Origin of the sequence: Citrobacter sp. 506, assembly GCF_050434985.1 — a bacterium.
GTDB lineage: Bacteria > Pseudomonadota > Gammaproteobacteria > Enterobacterales > Enterobacteriaceae > Citrobacter > Citrobacter braakii.
This window is the reverse complement of record NZ_JBNDJN010000001.1, coordinates 1,382,773-1,401,015: the sequence shown is the minus strand read 5'-3', so window position 1 is coordinate 1,401,015 and position 18,243 is coordinate 1,382,773. Positions and strand designations below refer to the sequence as shown.

The 18,243-nt window shown below is 53.4% G+C and carries 17 protein-coding genes; 10 read left to right on the top strand and 7 right to left on the bottom strand.

Annotated elements, in window-relative coordinates:
- Window positions 1-101: 101 nt before the first annotated feature.
- The 6 genes from ABIE10_RS06965 to gsiD all read left to right on the top strand — a co-directional run bounded on the left by ABIE10_RS06965 (window position 102) and on the right by gsiD (window position 7,354).
- Window positions 102-890, top strand: a complete 789-nt coding sequence (locus ABIE10_RS06965; RefSeq protein WP_103766079.1) for an aminoglycoside adenylyltransferase family protein — start codon at window positions 102-104, stop codon at window positions 888-890.
- A 192-nt stretch (window positions 891-1,082) separates the two neighbouring features.
- Entirely contained in the window at window positions 1,083-2,048 is a 966-nt protein-coding gene (gene iaaA, locus ABIE10_RS06960; RefSeq protein WP_016156081.1) for a beta-aspartyl-peptidase, read from the top strand.
- Window positions 2,035-3,906 (top strand): glutathione ABC transporter ATP-binding protein GsiA, encoded by a 1,872-nt coding sequence (gene gsiA, locus ABIE10_RS06955; protein ID WP_429155128.1) that lies wholly within the window; start codon window positions 2,035-2,037, stop codon window positions 3,904-3,906. Before iaaA ends, gsiA begins: the two co-directional genes overlap by 14 nt.
- Window positions 3,907-3,934: 28 nt before the next feature.
- Window positions 3,935-5,473 (top strand): glutathione ABC transporter substrate-binding protein GsiB, encoded by a 1,539-nt coding sequence (gene gsiB, locus ABIE10_RS06950; RefSeq protein ID WP_200083715.1) that lies wholly within the window; start codon window positions 3,935-3,937, stop codon window positions 5,471-5,473.
- Window positions 5,474-5,519: 46 nt separating this feature from the next.
- Entirely contained in the window at window positions 5,520-6,440 is a 921-nt protein-coding gene (gene gsiC, locus ABIE10_RS06945; RefSeq protein ID WP_016152391.1) for a glutathione ABC transporter permease GsiC, read from the top strand.
- Between the two features lie 2 nt (window positions 6,441-6,442).
- Complete coding sequence (gsiD, locus tag ABIE10_RS06940; protein WP_103766081.1) at window positions 6,443-7,354, top strand: glutathione ABC transporter permease GsiD; 912 nt, start codon at window positions 6,443-6,445, stop codon at window positions 7,352-7,354.
- A gap of 56 nt (window positions 7,355-7,410) precedes the next feature.
- Here gsiD and rimO read toward each other — a convergent pair whose 3' ends face one another.
- Window positions 7,411-8,736, bottom strand: a complete 1,326-nt coding sequence (gene rimO / locus ABIE10_RS06935) for a 30S ribosomal protein S12 methylthiotransferase RimO (RefSeq protein WP_016152393.1) — start codon at window positions 8,734-8,736, stop codon at window positions 7,411-7,413.
- Window positions 8,737-8,966: 230 nt separating this feature from the next.
- On the opposite strand from rimO, the gene bssR reads away from it, so the two are divergent.
- Together bssR and ABIE10_RS06925 are read left to right on the top strand one after the other, a co-directional pair.
- A complete protein-coding gene (gene bssR, locus ABIE10_RS06930) occupies window positions 8,967-9,350 on the top strand; it encodes a biofilm formation regulator BssR (RefSeq protein WP_094760733.1) in 384 nt (127 codons plus the stop codon).
- Between the two features lie 102 nt (window positions 9,351-9,452).
- Entirely contained in the window at window positions 9,453-10,550 is a 1,098-nt protein-coding gene (locus ABIE10_RS06925) for a PQQ-dependent sugar dehydrogenase (RefSeq protein WP_200107591.1), read from the top strand.
- A 5-nt stretch (window positions 10,551-10,555) separates the two neighbouring features.
- Here the strand turns inward: ABIE10_RS06925 and ABIE10_RS06920 are convergent, their stop codons facing one another.
- Entirely contained in the window at window positions 10,556-11,182 is a 627-nt protein-coding gene (locus tag ABIE10_RS06920; protein WP_141875023.1) for a glutathione S-transferase family protein, read from the bottom strand.
- A 328-nt stretch (window positions 11,183-11,510) separates the two neighbouring features.
- On the opposite strand from ABIE10_RS06920, the gene dacC reads away from it, so the two are divergent.
- On the top strand, window positions 11,511-12,713 hold the full coding sequence (dacC, locus tag ABIE10_RS06915; RefSeq protein ID WP_016156089.1) for a serine-type D-Ala-D-Ala carboxypeptidase: 1,203 nt from the start codon (window positions 11,511-11,513) through the stop codon (window positions 12,711-12,713).
- Between the two features lie 45 nt (window positions 12,714-12,758).
- Here dacC and deoR read toward each other — a convergent pair whose 3' ends face one another.
- Complete coding sequence (deoR, locus tag ABIE10_RS06910) at window positions 12,759-13,517, bottom strand: DNA-binding transcriptional repressor DeoR (RefSeq protein ID WP_019076372.1); 759 nt, start codon at window positions 13,515-13,517, stop codon at window positions 12,759-12,761.
- A 64-nt stretch (window positions 13,518-13,581) separates the two neighbouring features.
- The gene (ybjG, locus tag ABIE10_RS06905) at window positions 13,582-14,190 is read right to left on the bottom strand and encodes an undecaprenyl-diphosphate phosphatase (RefSeq protein WP_181545950.1); all 609 of its coding nucleotides are present in this window, start codon (window positions 14,188-14,190) and stop codon (window positions 13,582-13,584) included.
- 297 nt (window positions 14,191-14,487) lie between these two features.
- On the opposite strand from ybjG, the gene ABIE10_RS06900 reads away from it, so the two are divergent.
- On the top strand, window positions 14,488-15,720 hold the full coding sequence (locus tag ABIE10_RS06900; protein WP_047501216.1) for an MFS transporter: 1,233 nt from the start codon (window positions 14,488-14,490) through the stop codon (window positions 15,718-15,720).
- A gap of 28 nt (window positions 15,721-15,748) precedes the next feature.
- Here the strand turns inward: ABIE10_RS06900 and ABIE10_RS06895 are convergent, their stop codons facing one another.
- The 3 genes from ABIE10_RS06895 to ABIE10_RS06885 form a co-directional block, all read right to left on the bottom strand.
- The gene (locus ABIE10_RS06895; RefSeq protein ID WP_429155125.1) at window positions 15,749-16,030 is read right to left on the bottom strand and encodes a hypothetical protein; all 282 of its coding nucleotides are present in this window, start codon (window positions 16,028-16,030) and stop codon (window positions 15,749-15,751) included.
- Window positions 16,031-16,136: 106 nt separating this feature from the next.
- Entirely contained in the window at window positions 16,137-16,952 is an 816-nt protein-coding gene (locus tag ABIE10_RS06890) for a Cof-type HAD-IIB family hydrolase (RefSeq protein WP_429155124.1), read from the bottom strand.
- The gene (locus ABIE10_RS06885; protein WP_029139467.1) at window positions 16,952-18,160 is read right to left on the bottom strand and encodes an MFS transporter; all 1,209 of its coding nucleotides are present in this window, start codon (window positions 18,158-18,160) and stop codon (window positions 16,952-16,954) included. The genes ABIE10_RS06890 and ABIE10_RS06885 overlap by 1 nt, the downstream gene beginning before the upstream one ends.
- Window positions 18,161-18,243 lie beyond the last annotated feature (83 nt).

The window sequence follows — 18,243 nt, the reverse complement described above, 5'->3', positions numbered from 1 at the left end:
GGCTTAGAATCAGATCTGGTAAAGGTTTTGTGCCAGGGATAGCGCTGCAAGAAGAATGCAGTATAGACTCAATATTTCAGCTCATTTTTCCCTGGGGCTAAATGGCTAATATTATTCCAGACGCAATTCGACGACAGGTGGAGGCCGCCAGTGCGTGCATCCGCCAGATTTTCGCGGGGAATCTCATTGCCCTTCATTTGTATGGCTCTGCGGTTGAAGGCGGCTTAAAACCCCAAAGCGACATTGATTTATTGGTCACCCTGCGTGAACCAATAAATGCCCGACAAAGAAAAAAACTGATGCAGGATTTGCTGACCATTTCAGCGCCTCCCGGCACCTCCGGGCCATATCGTGCGTTGGAAGTGACCGTTGTTCTGCACTCGCAGATCGTGCCGTGGCGATTCCCACCGGCGAGAGAAATGCAGTTTGGCGAATGGCTGCGTGATGATATTCGCGCTGGCGTGTTTGAACCGGCAATGGTGGATCCTGATCTTTCTATTCTGCTAACCCAGGCCCGGCGCGCCAGCGTACCGCTGTTCGGTGAACCGGCTGAGACGTTATTTAACGTCATTCCGTTTAGCGATGTATTGCAAACATTTCGGCATATCCTTGAGATGTGGCAGAAACCGGCTGATTTAGAGGGGGACGAGCGTAATATCATCCTTGCTCTGGCACGTATCTGGTATAGCGTGGTTACGGGTAATATTGTCGCTAAAGATGAGGCCGCATCCTGGCTTCTGCCGCAATTACCCGCTGAGCATGCTGATTTGCTGCAAGCAGCGCGTGCCGAATATCTGGGGTTAACCAAACATAACTGGGCAGCGTGTATGCCGTCTGTAGAACGCTTTGTGTTTTATGCAAAAAAACAGATTACCGATCGGCTTGAATAATTTAGCACCAACGTCGAGAGATCTCCTTTCCGTTAAATACATCTGAATGACCTGATGAGACGGGGTGTGAGGTGCGGGCCTTTACCTTTACATGACGTCTGCATCTTTCTATATTCAAAAATCGAATCAATAAGTCACCGAAATTCTGATATTTATAATCCCCCGGTACCCGCCACCTAATGGACGAATAAAATGGGTAAAGCAGTCATTGCAATTCACGGCGGCGCAGGGGCTATCACCCGCGCGCTACTGAGCCAGGAGCAAGAATTGCGTTATATACAGGCGCTGTCGGATATCGTTGAAACCGGCCAGCGGATGCTTGAAGACGGTCGTAGCGCACTGGATGTGGTTACCGAAGCCGTGCGTTTGTTGGAAGAGTGTCCGTTGTTTAATGCCGGAATTGGCGCGGTGTATACCCGTGATGAAACCCATGAACTGGACGCCTGTGTGATGGACGGTAATACGCTAAACGCGGGAGCCGTCGCCGGGGTTAGCCATCTGCGCAACCCGATTCTCGCGGCACGCCTGGTGATGGAACACAGCCCCCACGTCATGATGATAGGTGAAGGGGCTGAAAACTTTGCCATTGCGCAGGGGATGGAGCGCGTTTCGGCGGATATTTTCTCGACGCCAGAACGCTACGCTCAACTGCTGGCAGCGCAATCGGCGGGTGAAACGGTGCTGGATCATAGCGCGACCCCGCTGGATGAAAACAACAAAATGGGTACTGTGGGTGCGGTCGCGCTGGATATGTTTGGCAATCTGGCGGCAGCAACATCGACCGGCGGAATGACCAACAAATTACCGGGGCGGGTAGGTGACAGTCCGCTGGTCGGCGCAGGCTGTTATGCCAATAACGCAAGTGTGGCCGTTTCCTGCACCGGAACCGGTGAAGTCTTTATTCGTGCGCTGGCGGCGTATGACATTGCGGCGTTGATGGACTATGGCGGCCTGAGTTTATCGGAGGCGTGCGAACGCGTAGTAATGGAAAAATTACCGGCGCTCGGCGGTAGCGGCGGTTTAATTGCCGTCGATCACGAGGGCAACGTCGCCTTGCCGTTTAACAGCGAAGGCATGTACCGTGCCTGGGGATATGCAGGCGATACGCCAACCACCGGTATTTATCGGGAAAAAGGAGATACCGTTGCCACACAGTGATGAGCTTGACGCCAGCGACGTGCTGGCAGTCAGCAACCTGAACATTGCCTTTGAACAGGAGCAACAGCGCATCAGTGCGGTGCGTAGTCTGTCATTTCGCCTGAAGCGTGGTGAAACGCTGGCGATAGTGGGCGAATCCGGTTCAGGAAAGTCGGTAACAGCCTTGTCGCTGATGCGTTTGATTGAACAGTCAGGCGGCGAGGTGAGCTGCGATGAAATGCTCCTTCGACGCCGTAACCGACAGGTTATTAAGCTGGGTGAACAGAGCGCGTCGCGGATGCGTCACGTGCGTGGCGCGGATATCGCCATGATCTTCCAGGAGCCCATGACATCGCTTAATCCGGTATTTACCGTGGGTGAGCAGATTGCTGAGTCAATCCGTTTGCATCAGGGGGCCAGCCACGAAGAGGCGATGGTGGAAGCGAAACGGATGCTCGACCAGGTGCGTATCCCCGAGGCGAAGGCTATTTTATCGCGCTATCCGCACCAGCTTTCTGGCGGCATGCGCCAGCGGGTAATGATCGCCATGGCGCTATCGTGTCGCCCTGCGGTTTTAATTGCCGATGAGCCGACCACCGCGCTGGATGTCACTATTCAGGCACAAATCTTGCAACTGATAAAAGTGTTGCAGCAGGATATGTCGATGGGAGTGATCTTTATTACCCACGATATGGGCGTCGTGGCGGATATTGCCGATCGCGTGCTGGTGATGTATCAGGGCGAGGCGGTAGAAACCGGCAGCGTTGAGCAGATTTTTCACGCTCCCCAGCATCCTTACACCAAAGCGCTGCTGGCAGCCGTGCCGCAGCTTGGGGCGATGACCGGACAAGCGTACCCGCGCCGGTTTCCTCTCATTTCGTTACACGATCCCAGTCATGTAGAACCACAGACTGAACAGGATACCGTGGTTGAAGGCGAGCCTATTTTGCAGGTACGTAATCTGGTGACGCGTTTTCCGCTGCGCAGCGGCATTCTTAATCGGGTGACCCGCGAGGTGCATGCGGTGGAAAACGTTAGCTTTGACCTGTGGCCCGGAGAGACGCTCTCGCTGGTGGGGGAGTCAGGCTGCGGGAAATCCACCACCGGTCGGGCGCTGCTACGTCTGGTAGAGTCTCAACGCGGGGAGATTGTTTTCAACGGACAGCGTATCGATACCCTGGCCGCCAGTAAGCTACAGCCGCTGCGTCGGGATATTCAATTTATCTTCCAGGACCCCTATGCTTCGCTCGATCCGCGTCAGACCGTGGGATATTCCATTTTAGAACCGCTGCGGGTGCATGGGCTACTGCAAGGCGATGCGGCGGCAAAACGGGTTGCATGGCTGCTGGAACGCGTAGGATTGCTCCCTGAGCATGCCTGGCGCTATCCGCATGAGTTTTCCGGTGGTCAGCGTCAGCGTATCTGTATTGCCCGGGCGCTGGCGCTCAATCCCAAGGTGATTATTGCCGATGAGTCAGTCTCGGCGCTGGATGTCTCAATTCGCGGGCAAATTATCAACCTGTTGCTCGACCTCCAACGAGAAATGGGGATTGCGTACCTGTTTATTTCCCACGATATGGCGGTGGTGGAGCGGATCAGTCATCGGGTGGCGGTGATGTACCTTGGGCAAATCGTCGAGATCGGCACCCGACGCGCGGTGTTTGAAAATCCGCAGCATCCGTACACCCGCAAACTGATGGCGGCAGTCCCGGTCGCCGATCCCTCACATCACCGGCCCCAGCGCGTGCTGTTGTCGGATGATATCCCCAGTAATATCCGCAAACGCGGTGAAGAGATTTCCCCCGTTTCACTCCAGCAAGTTGGCCCGGGGCATTATGTTGCGCGTGGGCAACCAGAAAATGCGCTTTCGCGTTTATAACAGGCAGGCAGGGTTTAAGGAGAATAACATGACAAAAATTGTTGCTCGAAAATGGCTTGTTGCTGTGGGAGTAGCCTCTGCGCTGGCGGCCACACCGAGCTGGGCCGCCAAAGATGTAGTAGTGGCGGTAGGATCCAATTTCACCACCCTCGATCCCTACGACGCAAACGACACGTTGTCGCAGGCGGTAGCGAAGTCGTTTTACCAGGGGCTGTTTGGCCTAGATAAAGAGATGAAGCTGAAAAATGTGCTGGCGGAGAGTTATACGGTTTCTGATGATGGCCTGACTTATACCCTTAAGCTGCGACAGGGCGTGAAGTTTCAGGACGGCACCGACTTCAACGCCGATGCGGTTAAAGCTAACCTCGACCGGGCCAGCAACCCGGAAAACCATCTGAAACGCTACAACCTGTATAAGAATATCGATAAAACCGAGGTCGTCGATCCGTCGACGGTGAAGATAACGCTGAAGCAGCCGTTCTCTGCATTTATCAATATTCTGGCGCACCCGGCTACGGCGATGATCTCTCCCGCCGCGCTGGAGAAATACGGCAAGGAGATCGGTTTCCATCCCGTGGGGACCGGGCCGTATCAGCTTGAGACCTGGAATCAGACGGATTTTGTAAAGGTTAAGAAGTTCGCGGGTTACTGGCAGCAAGGGCTGCCAAAGCTGGATACGATTACCTGGCGTCCGGTGACCGACAACAACACGCGTGCGGCAATGCTGCAGACCGGGGAAGCGCAGTTTGCCTTCCCGATCCCTTACGAGCAGGCGGCGCTACTGGCGAAGAATAAAAACCTGGAACTGGTGGCCAGTCCGTCTATTATGCAGCGTTACATCAGCATGAACGTCACGCAAAAACCGTTCGATAACCCGAAGGTGCGTGAAGCGCTGAATTATGCCATCAACCGTCAGGCGCTGGTGAAAGTGGCGTTTGCCGGTTACGCGACGCCAGCAACCGGCGTTCTCCCTCCGTCGATCGCCTATGCGCAAAGCTATACGCCATGGCCATACGACCCGGCAAAAGCGCGCGAACTGCTGAAAGAAGCGGGTTATCCGAACGGTTTTACCACCACGCTATGGTCTTCTCATAACCATAGTACCGCGCAAAAAGTGCTGCAATTTACCCAGCAGCAACTGGCGCAGGTGGGCGTTAAGGCTCAGGTGACGGCGATGGATGCCGGTCAGCGCGCGGCGCAAGTCGAAGGTAAAGCGCAGAAAGAGAGCGGGGTACGCATGTTCTACACCGGCTGGTCTGCCTCTACGGGTGAAGCAGACTGGGCGCTGTCACCGCTGTTTGCATCTCAAAACTGGCCGCCAACGCTGTTTAATACGGCGTTCTACAGCAATAAGCAGGTGGACAGTGATTTAGCAGCAGCGTTGCAAACCAACGATCCGGCCCAGAAAGCGAAGCTGTACAAGGATGCGCAGGATATCATCTGGAAAGAGTCGCCGTGGATCCCACTGGTAGTGGAACAACTGATTTCGGCGCACAACACCAGATTGACCGGGTTCTGGATCATGCCGGATACCGGATTTAGCTTTGATGATGCGGATTTAAAATAAGCTATTCATCCGGCCCCGCCACACAGGGGCCGGCGAAGGGAGTGTGATGCTTAACTATGTTTTCAAGCGCCTGCTGGGGTTGATTCCAACTCTGTTGATTGTAGCGGTGCTGGTATTTTTATTTGTTCACCTGCTACCCGGCGATCCGGCCCGGCTGATTGCCGGACCGGAGGCTGATGCTGAGGTGATCGAACTGGTGCGTCAGCAGTTGGGTCTGGACCAGCCGCTGCATATTCAGTTCTGGCATTACATTACTAACGTGTTGCAAGGCGATTTTGGAACCTCAATGGTTTCTCGTCGCCCGGTCTCCGAAGAGATAGCCAGTCGTTTTATGCCATCGCTATGGCTGACCATTGCCAGCATGGCGTGGGCGGTGTTATTCGGCATGACGGCAGGGATTATTGCTGCTGTATGGCGCAATCGTTGGCCGGACAGATTGAGTATGACGCTCGCCGTCACCGGGATCTCTTTCCCGGCGTTTGCGCTCGGCATGCTGCTCATGCAGATATTCTCCGTTGAGCTTGGCTGGTTGCCCACCGTTGGCGCTGATACCTGGCGGCACTATATCCTCCCGTCTATTACCCTGGGTGCGGCGGTGGCTGCGGTGTTAGCCCGGTTTACCCGCGCTTCGTTTGTCGATGTGCTCAGTGAAGACTATATGCGCACCGCGCGGGCCAAAGGGGTGAGTGAAACCTGGGTGGTGTTAAAACATGGTTTGCGTAATGCGATGATCCCGGTGGTCACCATGATGGGGCTACAGTTTGGCTTTTTGCTTGGCGGCTCGATTGTGGTTGAGAAGGTGTTTAACTGGCCAGGGCTTGGGCGGCTGTTGGTGGACTCAGTCGAAATGCGCGACTACCCGGTGATTCAGGCCGAGGTGCTGTTGTTTTCTCTGGAGTTTATTCTTATTAACTTAGTGGTGGATGTGCTCTATGCCGCCATTAATCCGGCTATCAGGTACAAGTAAGGATGCGATTTTTTAACTGGCGCCGACAGGCGATTTTAAATGCGATGCCCCTTGTTAAGCCTGAGCAGATACGCACGCCGTGGCATGAATTCTGGCGTCGTTTCCGTCGCCAGCGCATGGCGATGTTAGCGGGGTTATTTGTCGTGCTGCTGATAATGGTGGCGATTTTTGCTCGCTGGTTAACGCCATTTGATGCCGAGAATTACTTCGATTATGACCGTCTGAATGACGGACCGTCGATGCTGCACTGGTTCGGCGTTGACTCGCTGGGGCGGGATATTTTTAGCCGCGTGCTGGTGGGGGCGCAAATCTCGCTGGCGGCGGGGGTCTTTGCCGTATTTATTGGCGCGGCGATTGGCACTGTGCTGGGTCTGCTGGCGGGATACTTCGAAGGCTGGTGGGATCGACTGATTATGCGTATCTGCGATGTGCTGTTCGCCTTTCCGGGTATTTTGCTGGCGATAGCCGTGGTCGCCGTGCTGGGCAGCGGCATTGCAAACGTGATTATTGCCGTGGCCATTTTCTCCATTCCGGCCTTCGCGCGGCTGGTGCGCGCAAATACGCTGGTGCTAAAGCAGCAGACCTTTATTGAATCCGCGCGCAGTATCGGCGCCAGCGATGCGACCATCATCTTCAACCATATCTTGCCGGGTACGGTTTCATCGATCGTGGTCTTTTTTACCATGCGAATTGGCACGTCGATTATCTCTGCCGCGAGCCTGTCATTTCTGGGATTGGGTGCGCAGCCGCCGACCCCGGAGTGGGGGGCAATGCTCAATGAAGCCCGCGCTGATATGGTGATCGCGCCGCACGTGGCGATTTTCCCGGCGGTGGCGATATTCCTGACGGTGCTGGCGTTTAACTTACTCGGAGATGGTCTGCGCGACGCGCTGGACCCGAAAATTAAAGGATAAATCACAGGCCGGATAAGACGTAACGCTTATCCGGCCTACAGTTGGGTTGCGCTTATTTAAACGCGGGTGCCCCACAGATCGTATTCATCAGCGTTTTCGACCTTCACGCGGATGATATCGCCAGGTTTCACCTTGGTTTCGCCATTCAGGTATACCGCGCCGTCGATTTCCGGGGCGTCAGCCATGCTGCGGCCAATCGCGCCTTCTTCGTCAACTTCATCAACGATAACCAGAATTTCGCGGCCCACTTTCTCCTGCAAACGTTCAGCAGAGATTTGCTGTTGCAATTGCATAAAGCGGTTCCAGCGTTCCTCTTTCACCTCTTCCGGGATTTGGTCCGGCAGGTCATTGGCGCCAGCGCCTTCTACCGGGCTGTATTTAAAGCAACCCACGCGGTCCAGACGCGCTTCCTTCAGGAAGTCGAGCAGCATCTGGAAGTCTTCTTCCGTTTCACCCGGGAAACCGACAATGAAGGTTGAGCGCAGCGTCAGTTCAGGGCAGATTTCACGCCACTGCTTGATGCGTGCCAGTTGTCTGTCCACGGAGCCTGGGCGTTTCATCAGCTTAAGAATACGCGGGCTGGCATGTTGCAGCGGGATGTCCAGATACGGCAGGATTTTCCCTTCCGCCATCAGTGGGATCACGTCATCAACGTGCGGGTAGGGATAGACGTAATGCAGACGAGTCCAGATCCCCAGTTTTGATAACTGCTCGCACAGATCAACCATGCTGGTTTTGACCGGCTCGCCGTTATGGAAACCGGTGCGATGCTTCACATCCACGCCGTACGCGGAAGTATCCTGAGAAATGACCAGTATCTCTTTTACGCCCGCATCCACCAGACGTTTGGCTTCGCTGAGGACGTCGCCAATCGGACGGCTCACCAGATCGCCACGCATCGACGGAATAATGCAGAACGTGCAGCGGTGGTTGCAGCCTTCAGATATTTTCAGATAGGCATAATGACGCGGAGTGAGCTTGACGCCCTGTTCAGGAACCAGGCTCAGGAACGGGTTGTGCTTTGGTTTGGGCACATAGTGGTGAACGTGCTCCAGAACCTGTTCGTAGCTATGCGGCCCGGTGATTTCCAGCACCTTCGGGTGGACTTCACGGATCTGATCGACTTTCGCGCCCAGACAGCCGGTGACGATCACCTTGCCGTTTTCGTTCAGTGCTTCGCCGATTGCTTCCAGCGACTCCTGAACCGCGCTGTCGATAAAGCCACAGGTGTTAACGATAACCATATCCGCGTCGTCGTAGCTTGGCACAACGTCATAGCCTTCGGTACGAAGTTCGGTCAGGATGCGTTCAGAATCGACGAGGTTTTTCGGGCAGCCGAGGGAGACAAAGCCGATTTTCGGCTGGTGGGTTACATTGCTCATAGCGTAAAAATTGTTCAGTTATTGGAATATTCAGGGCACGGATTCTACAGAGTTCTGAATAAAAATTGTATCGCAATCTCATACCATCAGTCGCCACGCCCGGCGTGGAATTAAAGATTATTTGTAAATTGTGTTAATTTTCGGTGATGGATTGATCCTGGACACGACTTTGTTCAAAAAATGACCATACTATTAAGTTGCACCATAGTTGGAAAGAGGAGGAACAAAGTATGGTTGTTGACAGACTGAGAACCGATCTTCTCAACAAATTGATAAACGCCCGTGTCGAACTTGCCGCTTATCTGCTGTTGAGAAAAGCGAAAGGCTACATGTCAGTCAGCGAGAGCGATCGTCTGCGTGATAATTTTTTTGTACTGAATCGCGAATTGCACGAGCAATCACAGCTTCACGGTATGCATCTTGATCAGGAAGAGTGGAATGCCCTTCATCGTGCTGAAGGGGCGTTAGCCGCCGCCGCTGTTTGTCTTATGAGTGGACATCACGATTGTCCAACCTTTATCGCCGTTAACGCAGAGAAACTGGAAAACTGCCTGACAACGCTGACGCTAAGTATCCAGTGTTTGCAATCTTATTCAACGCTGGAACACGTCTGAATCAGGGGGAGGGCGCTCCCCCTTTTCGTTAAGATTATGTAAATGTGGCGGGATAATTCCCCTTGCTGGCTACGCTTTATGCAGAGCCATTAAGGAGGTGTTATGCGTCGACTCTTTCTCTGTGCTGTCCCACTTGCGCTATTTTCCTCTTATGCCGCCGCGGTAGAGGTGGAAGTGCTGCAAACGAAACTCGATCATCCGTGGTCGCTGGCGTTTTTACCCGACAATCGCGGTATGCTCATTACGCTCAAAGGCGGCCAGCTTCGACTTTGGCAGTCTGGAAAGGGGCTTTCCGACCCGCTAACCGGCGTACCCAAAGTCTGGGCGAATGGTCAGGGGGGATTGCTTGATGTGGCATTAGCACCGGATTTTAAACAATCCCGCCGGGTGTGGCTTAGCTTTGCTGAAGCTGACAGTGAAGGTAACGCCGGCACAGCGGTTGGTTACGGACGACTGAGCGACGATCTCAAACATCTGCAAGGGTTCCAGACCATTTTTCGCCAACAGCCGAAGCTCTCCAGCGGAAACCATTTTGGCGGACGTATGGTTTTTGATGGCAACGGTTATCTGTTTATTGGCCTTGGTGAAAACAATCAACGTTCTACCGCACAGGATCTGGATAAGCTGCAGGGCAAGGTCGTACGACTGACCGATGAGGGAAAAATTCCGCCGGATAATCCGTTTGTGAAGAGGGCAGGAGCGCGGGCAGAGATTTGGTCATATGGTATCCGCAACCCGCAGGGGATGGCGATGAATCCCTGGAGCGATACGCTGTGGCTCAATGAGCATGGTCCACGTGGGGGCGATGAAATCAATATCCCGGAGAAAGGGAAAAACTACGGCTGGCCGCTTGCGACCTGGGGCGTTAACTACAGTGGTCTTAAAATTCCCGAAGCAAAAGGCCCAATTGTTGCTGGAACAGAGCAACCCATCTTTTACTGGGAAAAGTCACCGGCGGTCAGCGGAATGGCTTTTTATAATAGCGATACCTTCCCACAGTGGCGGCAGAAGTTATTCATTGGCGCGTTGAAAGAGAAAGAAGTGATCGTGCTGAGCGTCAAAGGGAATGCCGTCACCGAAGAGGGTCGTCTGTTGCAGGAAAGGGGACAACGGATCCGTGATGTGCGCGTCGGACCAGACGGGTACTTATACGTACTAACCGACGAGTCCGACGGGGAATTACTGAAAGTGAGTCCCTGATTTAGTTAGCTGACCGGGATCATCACGACTTTTTGAAACGCCGGACGTTCGGTCAGTTGCTGATACCAGTGCTCCAGATGTGGGCGCGGGGTCCAGCTCAGGCCAACGTTGAACAGGTTATAGATAAACGGCGCAACGGCGATATCGGCAGTGCCAAATTCAGCCCCGGAGAACCATGGCTGGTCCGCCAGCGCGTTATCCAGAATAGCAAACAGGTTATCGCACACCTGACTACCCGCCTCTATTGCCGCCATATCGCGTTTCTCGGCAGGGGTTCTGACCAGGCCAAACAAGATAACCCGATGCGCAGGACTTAGCGTCTGGTTTGCCCAGTCCATCCATTTTTCACCGACGGCGCGCGCGGCCGGGGTGTCAATCCACAAACGCTTTTGTCCGTACTGAGCTGCCAGATAGCGGACAATGGTATTGGATTCCCACAGAACAACGTCCGTTTCATCATCACGTAGCAGCGGGACCAGTCCGTTCGGGTTGAGTGCCAGATAGTCGGCATCGCGGTTACCGCCATGCTGTCCGCCCGCCAGAATTTGGTTATACGGCAGTTCCAGTTCCTCGAGCGTCCACAATACTTTTTTTACGTTGGTCGAGTTATTGCGACCCCACAGTGTAATCATAGTAACCCCGCAAATTAATTGAGCAGCTTTATGGCTGCAGATGCCATCTGACTAGCCCACATGGTGGGGTAAACCTAATATTTACGCAACAAAGTCTAAAAAAATCGTGCCGGGAGCAGCGCAGCGCGGTGTTATTGCATAAACTTTAAAAACTTTACCAACTTACGGTTTCTTTAAGCTCGTTAGTGCGTTATTACTCACCGCACTTATTTTACACGTCATCCATCAGACCTTTTCTGCATGGGTTGGCCTGGGTCGCTTGGCTGGTTTTGTGTAAACACGGTGTGGTATGACGTGGTTTTTTGGAATGGATACTCGGGTGGCATTTATGACGCAATACTTCTCTTCACTTCGCAGCTTTGCTGCAGGTTCTGCACTCTTAATCCTTTTGGCGCCGAGCGTACAGGCGGCGGAGCAACCAACGGCCCCACCGAGCGTCGACGCGCGCGCGTGGATCCTAATGGATTACGCCAGCGGTAAGGTACTGGCGGAAGGTAATGCTGATGAGAAACTGGATCCTGCCAGTCTGACCAAGATCATGACCAGCTATGTAGTCGGTCAGGCGCTGAAGGCCGGGAAAATTAACCTCAACGACATGGTCACCGTGGGCAAAGACGCCTGGGCGACCGGTAATCCGGCCCTGCGCGGTTCGTCGGTTATGTTCCTCAAGCCCGGCGATCAGGTTGCAGTGTCCGATCTGAACAAAGGCGTTATCATCCAGTCTGGTAACGATGCCTGTATCGCACTGGCTGATTACGTTGCCGGCAGCCAGGAATCTTTCATTGGTCTGATGAACGGCTACGCGAAAAAACTGGGGCTGACCAATACCACTTTCCAGACCGTGCATGGCCTGGATGCGGCAGGACAGTTCAGTACCGCACGTGATATGGCCCTGCTCGGGAAGGCGCTAATCCACGATGTCCCGGAAGAGTACGCTATCCACAAAGAGAAAGAATTTACCTTTAATAAAATCCGCCAGCCGAACCGCAACCGTTTGTTGTGGAGCACCAACCTGAACGTGGACGGTATGAAAACCGGTACCACGGCCGGGGCGGGATACAACCTGGTCGCTTCCGCGACCCAGGGGGATATGCGCCTGATTTCCGTGGTGTTGGGGGCGAAAACCGACCGCATTCGTTTTAATGAGTCAGAAAAGCTGCTGACCTGGGGCTTCCGCTTCTTTGAAACCGTTACGCCGATTAAACCGGATGCCACTTTCGTGACGCAGCGCGTCTGGTTTGGCGATAAGAGTGAAGTTAATTTGGGCGCCGGAGAAGCGGGCTCGGTGACTATCCCGCGTGGTCAGCTCAAAAACCTGAAGGCCAGCTTTACCCTGACCGAACCACAGTTAACCGCGCCGCTGAAGAAAGGTCAGGTTGTGGGAACTATCGACTTCCAGTTGAACGGGAAATCCATCGAGCAGCGTCCACTGATGGTGATGGAGGCCGTGGAAGAGGGGGGATTCTTTAGTCGCATGTGGGACTTTGTGATGATGAAATTCCACCAGTGGTTTGGCGGCTGGTTCTCTTAATCTTAGCGTTTGCCGGATGACGCTATCGCCATCCGGCAGTATCGCTTAATACATCAGTTTGATACGTTGCGCTTTCGCGTACTCAACAAACGCCTCGTCAGGACGGCTATCGCTGACGATGGTATTAAAGCGTTTTACTTCACCCATCCGCGCAGGACGCACCTTACCAAATTTGCTGTGATCGACCACCAGCACGTGATGCTGCGCCATCGACATCGCCCAGTGTTTCACCGGTAGCTCTTCCAGGTTAAAACAGGTCGCGCCTTTCTCAATATGAACGCCAGCTGCGGAATAAAAAGCGATATCCGGGCACAGGTTGTTCAGCGTTTCCTGGAAATCAAGCGGTTTGAAAATTGCGTTGCTGGCATGGAATTCGCCACCACACAGAATGACGCGGCACTGCGGTTTTTCCTGTAGCACCAGAAACGTATTCAGCGAGTAGCAGATTGCGGTGAAAGGCAATTCATTGTCGATAGCCTCAATGATCCACGGCGTGGTGGTACCACAGTCGAAAAAGATAGTCTGATGTGCCTGCACGAGGCTTGCCGCCATCTGGGCGGCACGGCGCTTTTCATCAACCAGTCGGGATTTTTGATCGCTGATTAAATAGTGATTGGCGCTGCGGGGTTCCAGAACAATATAGCCCCCGAGCAAGACGACGGGAGCATCGTGATTATTCAGGTCGCGACGAATGGTCATCTCAGATACGCCCAGCAGCGTCGCGGCTTCTTTGAGGTGTAATTTATCGCTGCGTTTCAGCGCCTGCAGTAATTGACCAATACGCTCGTCGCGTCGAGTTTCCATAGTTCCCCTGGAGAGTAGAATAAGTGCTCAGTATCGCGCTTAATACTACTCTTTTTACCGTGGGTTAGTCACGCACCCAGCCTTTACGGATGGGCAGAGCGAAGCAGGCGCGATAGCAATTTTGCAAGCCGAGGTACAGGGGCGTGCCAAACCGCTGCCAGATCATCTGGGCACTCAGGCAGCCAATCAGCCCGGCGAGTAATCCTCCCAGCATATCCAGCGGCCAGTGTACGCCAAGGTAGACCCGCGACCAGGCAATCGCCACAGCAACGACCATCAGCAGAGCGCCCGTCCACAGGCGATGCCAGAACAAGAAAGCCAGTGCAAAGGTAAAGATAACCGTACCGTGATCGCTCGGGAAAGAGTCATCCGCCGCATGATGCAGGAAGTTGTAACCGATGTGGTTAACAAACGGACGATCGTGAGGGAACAGATGCCCCATCAGCCATGAAATCGTCAGACCGACGATCAGCGCAATCGCCATTTTTATAACTAACTGGCGCTGGAGAGTTACCTGGGCCCGCGGCCCCCAAAGCCAAAGCACAACGGCTAACAGCGGTACGATGTTAATCAGGTCTTTGGCAATAAAAATGGCAAGCGATATCATCCATTGCGCAGAGTCCGGCGTGGCATTGATGAGATAAAAAAGTGAGTTGTTCAGATTTTCCAGCATAACGTCCAGACTCAGTGTAATCGTTAAAAAGGCCCATGAGGGGAGAGCATAAAATTGCTTTCACGGGATAAAAAGCGGTCTTGTCTTATTTGTCTGTTAAATGATTATTTTTCAGACAATTAATGAGACTTATTGAACATGATAGCGGCCTCAACTTAAATTAACCTTAACGCAAAATGTTCCTGAGCAATTGAGTGTAAAAATGTGCGCAATTTGCTTGCAAATCACATAATTCACTATCACCAGTACGGCGCATTTATTACACTTTGCGCGATTTTCCTATAGTTAAGAGACTGCATGCAGAACCGTTTATCTTCAGGCGCCCGTTTGGGGCGTCAGGCATTACTTTTCCCTCTCTGTCTGGTGCTTTACGAATTCTCTACTTATATCGGCAACGATATGATCCAGCCCGGAATGTTGGCGGTGGTGGAGCAATATAATGCCGGATTAGATTGGGTGCCCACATCCATGACCGCCTATCTGGCTGGCGGCATGTTTTTGCAGTGGTTATTAGGACCGCTGTCGGATCGAATTGGACGTCGCCCGGTGATGTTAACCGGCGTGCTCTGGTTCATTGTGACCTGCCTTGCAACCCTGCTTGCGCAGAATATTGAGCAATTTACCTTCCTGCGTTTTTTACAAGGGATAAGCCTGTGCTTTATTGGCGCGGTGGGTTACGCCGCAATTCAGGAATCCTTTGAAGAAGCGGTGTGCATAAAAATTACCGCGCTGATGGCAAACGTAGCGTTGATTGCGCCCCTGCTGGGGCCGTTGGTCGGTGCAGCCTGGGTACATGTTCTGCCGTGGGAAGGGATGTTTATCCTGTTTGCCGCCCTGGCCGCCATCTCTTTTTTTGGTCTGCAACGCGCGATGCCGGAAACGGCAACACGGCTTGGTGAAAAGCTGTCGATTAAAGAGCTGGGCAAAGATTATAAGCTGGTGCTGAGGAACGTGCGCTTCGTTGCAGGCGCGCTGGCATTGGGTTTTGTCAGCCTGCCGTTACTGGCGTGGATTGCGCAGTCCCCGATTATTATCATCAGCGGTGAACATCTCAGCAGTTACGAATATGGCCTGTTGCAGGTACCGATTTTTGGCGCGTTGATTGCCGGTAACCTGGTACTGGCGCGCCTGACCTCGCGAAAAACCGTACGTTCGCTGATTATCATGGGCGGCTGGCCAATCGCCGTCGGGCTGGTGATTGCCGCTGCGGCCACGGTGGTGTCATCCCATGCGTATCTATGGATGACGGCGGGTTTAAGCATCTATGCGTTTGGTATTGGCGTGGCGAATGCGGGACTGGTACGTCTGACGCTGTTTGCCAGTGAAATGAGTAAGGGCACGGTTTCTGCCGCCATGGGTATGTTGCAGATGCTGATTTTTACCGTCGGTATTGAGCTGAGTAAACACGCTTATCTGCTCGGAGGAAACGGCTTGTTCAGCCTGTTCAATCTGGCAAGCGGCGTACTGTGGGTGATTCTGATGGTTATCTTTCTGAAAGATAAACGGGTAGGGGATTCACGGGAAGGTTAAAGCCCGGTTGCCCGGGCCAGGCAAAAACTTAGTGGTGATCGTCAATCTGGTGTTCGATGATCATTCCTTCACCGACGCTTGCAACATGTCGCGCATAAGGATGTGCGCGATAGACTGGGGCCGGGGCAGGCGCCGGAGCAACATACACCGTTTGTGGCGCGGTGGTGACGCTGACCGCCTGCGGAACGCTGACGGAAGAGGGCACTACCACCACCTTATAACCGCTTGGTACATCAACGGTAACGCTTTGCGCAAATGTTGTCCCCTCAAAACCCAGCAACAATGTCGCTATCAGTACACTTTTCTTCATAATCCGCTCGTCTGAATATTCACTGGAGGTAATAATCCAGCGGGTTAATTTGAGGCGGATTATGAATAGATCATGCCATCATTATGTTGCCGTCTGTGCTGAGGCGTTATTGCGTAAACGGTGCTTCATTCTTTAACACGCGGTCGATAATATCCAGCACGCCCTCTTCGTTGTTCGACCCTGCGCGATATTTTGCCGCCTGGATAACCGGCTTATGGGCGTTCGCCATTGCAAAACTAAATCCTGCCTGACGCAGCATCTCAATATCATTGCCGCCATCGCCAAACACAACAACCTCATCATCGGTAATATTCCAGCGTTGTTGCAGCAGACGCAGCCCGTTTGCCTTATGCACACCGGGTATAATTAAATCGATGCTGCCGTAGCCGGTATGTACCGGCACCATAATGTCGCCAATCGCCTCATGGAGGTCAGCCTGCACCTGGGGGATACGATCGTCTGAAATATTTAGCCCGAACTTGAAGAAAATGTCGTTGAGGTTGTCAAAATTATCCACAAATTCAAGACGATGATAATACATGGCGGAGACCGTCTTATGCTCATCGCTGTACCGCTTCAGGGTATAGGCGCTATTTTTACCGCAGGCGATAATGTCGATGTCTGTACGTGTCAGCAGATGTTCCACAATGGCCTGGAAATCGTCTTTTGCCAGCTCACCGTTAAAGACATCTTCCCCTTCACTGACCACCCATCCGCCGTTTTCGGCGACAAATGAGATTTCACTGGCCAGTTCAGGGAAAAAGGAGATGAGCTGGTAATACTGGTTGCCGCTGGCGACCACAAAGCGGATCCCTTGTTCTTTCATCTGGCGGTATTGCGCCATAAAGCGCTCACGATTATAGGTTTTTTGGTCGCTTAAAAATGTGCCGTCCATGTCGACTGCAATCAGTTTGATACGCATTAGCTGTTCTCCATCACAGTGGTGTTTTTGAGATCCGGTTTTGCCACCGCTTTCGCGACGATGGCGGCGACAAGCACCAGCGCCAGCACCACCAGCATAGCGCTACGCAGGCCGTAGTGTTCACCCAGGTAGCCCAGCAGCGGTGGTCCAACCAGGAATGCCAGATAGCCGGTAGTGGCGACAACGCTGACGCGGGTTGGCGCATCGGGGCCGGTGTCGCTGGCAGCCGAAATGGTCAGTGGGAAGCCCAGTGATGCGCCGAGTCCCCACAGAATAACGGAAACACCCGCCACCCAAGTGCTGTCGACAAAAATAATCAGGCTAATCCCAAGAGCCCCCATAAGCGCACTGGCGCGTACTACCGCGACGCGGCTGTAGCGGTCGATGAACCAGCCGCCAGTAAATCGTCCAACGGTCATACCCAGCGTAAATCCGGCATAAATCAGCGAGCCTGATGTCGGGCTAAATCCATGTCCGTCCACCATCAGCAGCGGAAGCCAGTCGTTGGCGGAACCTTCAGCAAATGCCATTGCAAGCACCACGACGCCAATCAGCAATAGCTGAATATCGCGATAAAAAGGCAGTCCTTTTTCGCCGGAGTGAGACCCGTCAGCGGCATTTTTACCCGTGCCGTCAGGAATGGCTTTGATGGCGATGAAGATAGGGGTGATAGCCACCATCGCCGCCAGCAAGATATGCGCGGTCGCCGGTACGCTGAAGGCGGTAAGCATCATCCCGACTCCGGCACCCGCCAGCGTTCCCAGGCTGTAAAAACCGTGCATCATCGGCAGTACGGTTTTATTCATTTCGCGCTCAACAGCCGCACCTTCGACGTTGATGGCAACTTCTGCTGCGCCAAAGCTGGCGCCGAACACGCCCAGACCAAATGCGAAAAGCCATGCGGAATGCAGCCAGAGCGCCACGCTGAGGATTGCCATTCCGAGGACTGCGCAAGACATGGTGGTGCGGATCACTTTACGCGTGCCAAATCGTTTCACCAGCCAGGCCGAACAAAGAATGCCACTCATCGAACCAATTGAGAGTCCAAACAGCACCGCGCCCATTTCGGCGGTTGAGATGGAGAGGATATCTCTGATGGCAGGGGTACGCGTTGCCCAGGAGGCCATTAATAATCCTGGTAAAAAGAAAAACGTGAACAGTGCCCAGGTGCGACGTCTTAAGGCTTTGCGTGATGAGATGCCAGTCATGAATTCGAGCCGAAGAAAAGAGGAAAGAAGACAACCTTAGCAAGGTTGTGTACATTTGTACACAAATGCAAGAAGAGGTAATG

What these genes read in the sequence shown, in the direction of transcription:
- ABIE10_RS06965 (WP_103766079.1), top strand. Translation starts at nt 102, where the DNA reads ATGGCTAATATTATTCCAGACGCAATTCGACGACAGGTGGAGGCCGCC.
- iaaA (WP_016156081.1), top strand. Translation starts at nt 1,083, where the DNA reads ATGGGTAAAGCAGTCATTGCAATTCACGGCGGCGCAGGGGCTATCACC.
- gsiB (WP_200083715.1), top strand. Translation starts at nt 3,935, where the DNA reads ATGACAAAAATTGTTGCTCGAAAATGGCTTGTTGCTGTGGGAGTAGCC.
- gsiC (WP_016152391.1), top strand. Translation starts at nt 5,520, where the DNA reads ATGCTTAACTATGTTTTCAAGCGCCTGCTGGGGTTGATTCCAACTCTG.
- gsiD (WP_103766081.1), top strand. Translation starts at nt 6,443, where the DNA reads ATGCGATTTTTTAACTGGCGCCGACAGGCGATTTTAAATGCGATGCCC.
- rimO (WP_016152393.1), bottom strand. Translation starts at nt 8,736, where the DNA reads ATGAGCAATGTAACCCACCAGCCGAAAATCGGCTTTGTCTCCCTCGGC.
- bssR (WP_094760733.1), top strand. Translation starts at nt 8,967, where the DNA reads ATGGTTGTTGACAGACTGAGAACCGATCTTCTCAACAAATTGATAAAC.
- ABIE10_RS06925 (WP_200107591.1), top strand. Translation starts at nt 9,453, where the DNA reads ATGCGTCGACTCTTTCTCTGTGCTGTCCCACTTGCGCTATTTTCCTCT.
- ABIE10_RS06920 (WP_141875023.1), bottom strand. Translation starts at nt 11,182, where the DNA reads ATGATTACACTGTGGGGTCGCAATAACTCGACCAACGTAAAAAAAGTA.
- dacC (WP_016156089.1), top strand. Translation starts at nt 11,511, where the DNA reads ATGACGCAATACTTCTCTTCACTTCGCAGCTTTGCTGCAGGTTCTGCA.
- deoR (WP_019076372.1), bottom strand. Translation starts at nt 13,517, where the DNA reads ATGGAAACTCGACGCGACGAGCGTATTGGTCAATTACTGCAGGCGCTG.
- ybjG (WP_181545950.1), bottom strand. Translation starts at nt 14,190, where the DNA reads ATGCTGGAAAATCTGAACAACTCACTTTTTTATCTCATCAATGCCACG.
- ABIE10_RS06900 (WP_047501216.1), top strand. Translation starts at nt 14,488, where the DNA reads ATGCAGAACCGTTTATCTTCAGGCGCCCGTTTGGGGCGTCAGGCATTA.
- ABIE10_RS06895 (WP_429155125.1), bottom strand. Translation starts at nt 16,030, where the DNA reads ATGAAGAAAAGTGTACTGATAGCGACATTGTTGCTGGGTTTTGAGGGG.
- ABIE10_RS06890 (WP_429155124.1), bottom strand. Translation starts at nt 16,952, where the DNA reads ATGCGTATCAAACTGATTGCAGTCGACATGGACGGCACATTTTTAAGC.
- ABIE10_RS06885 (WP_029139467.1), bottom strand. Translation starts at nt 18,160, where the DNA reads ATGACTGGCATCTCATCACGCAAAGCCTTAAGACGTCGCACCTGGGCA.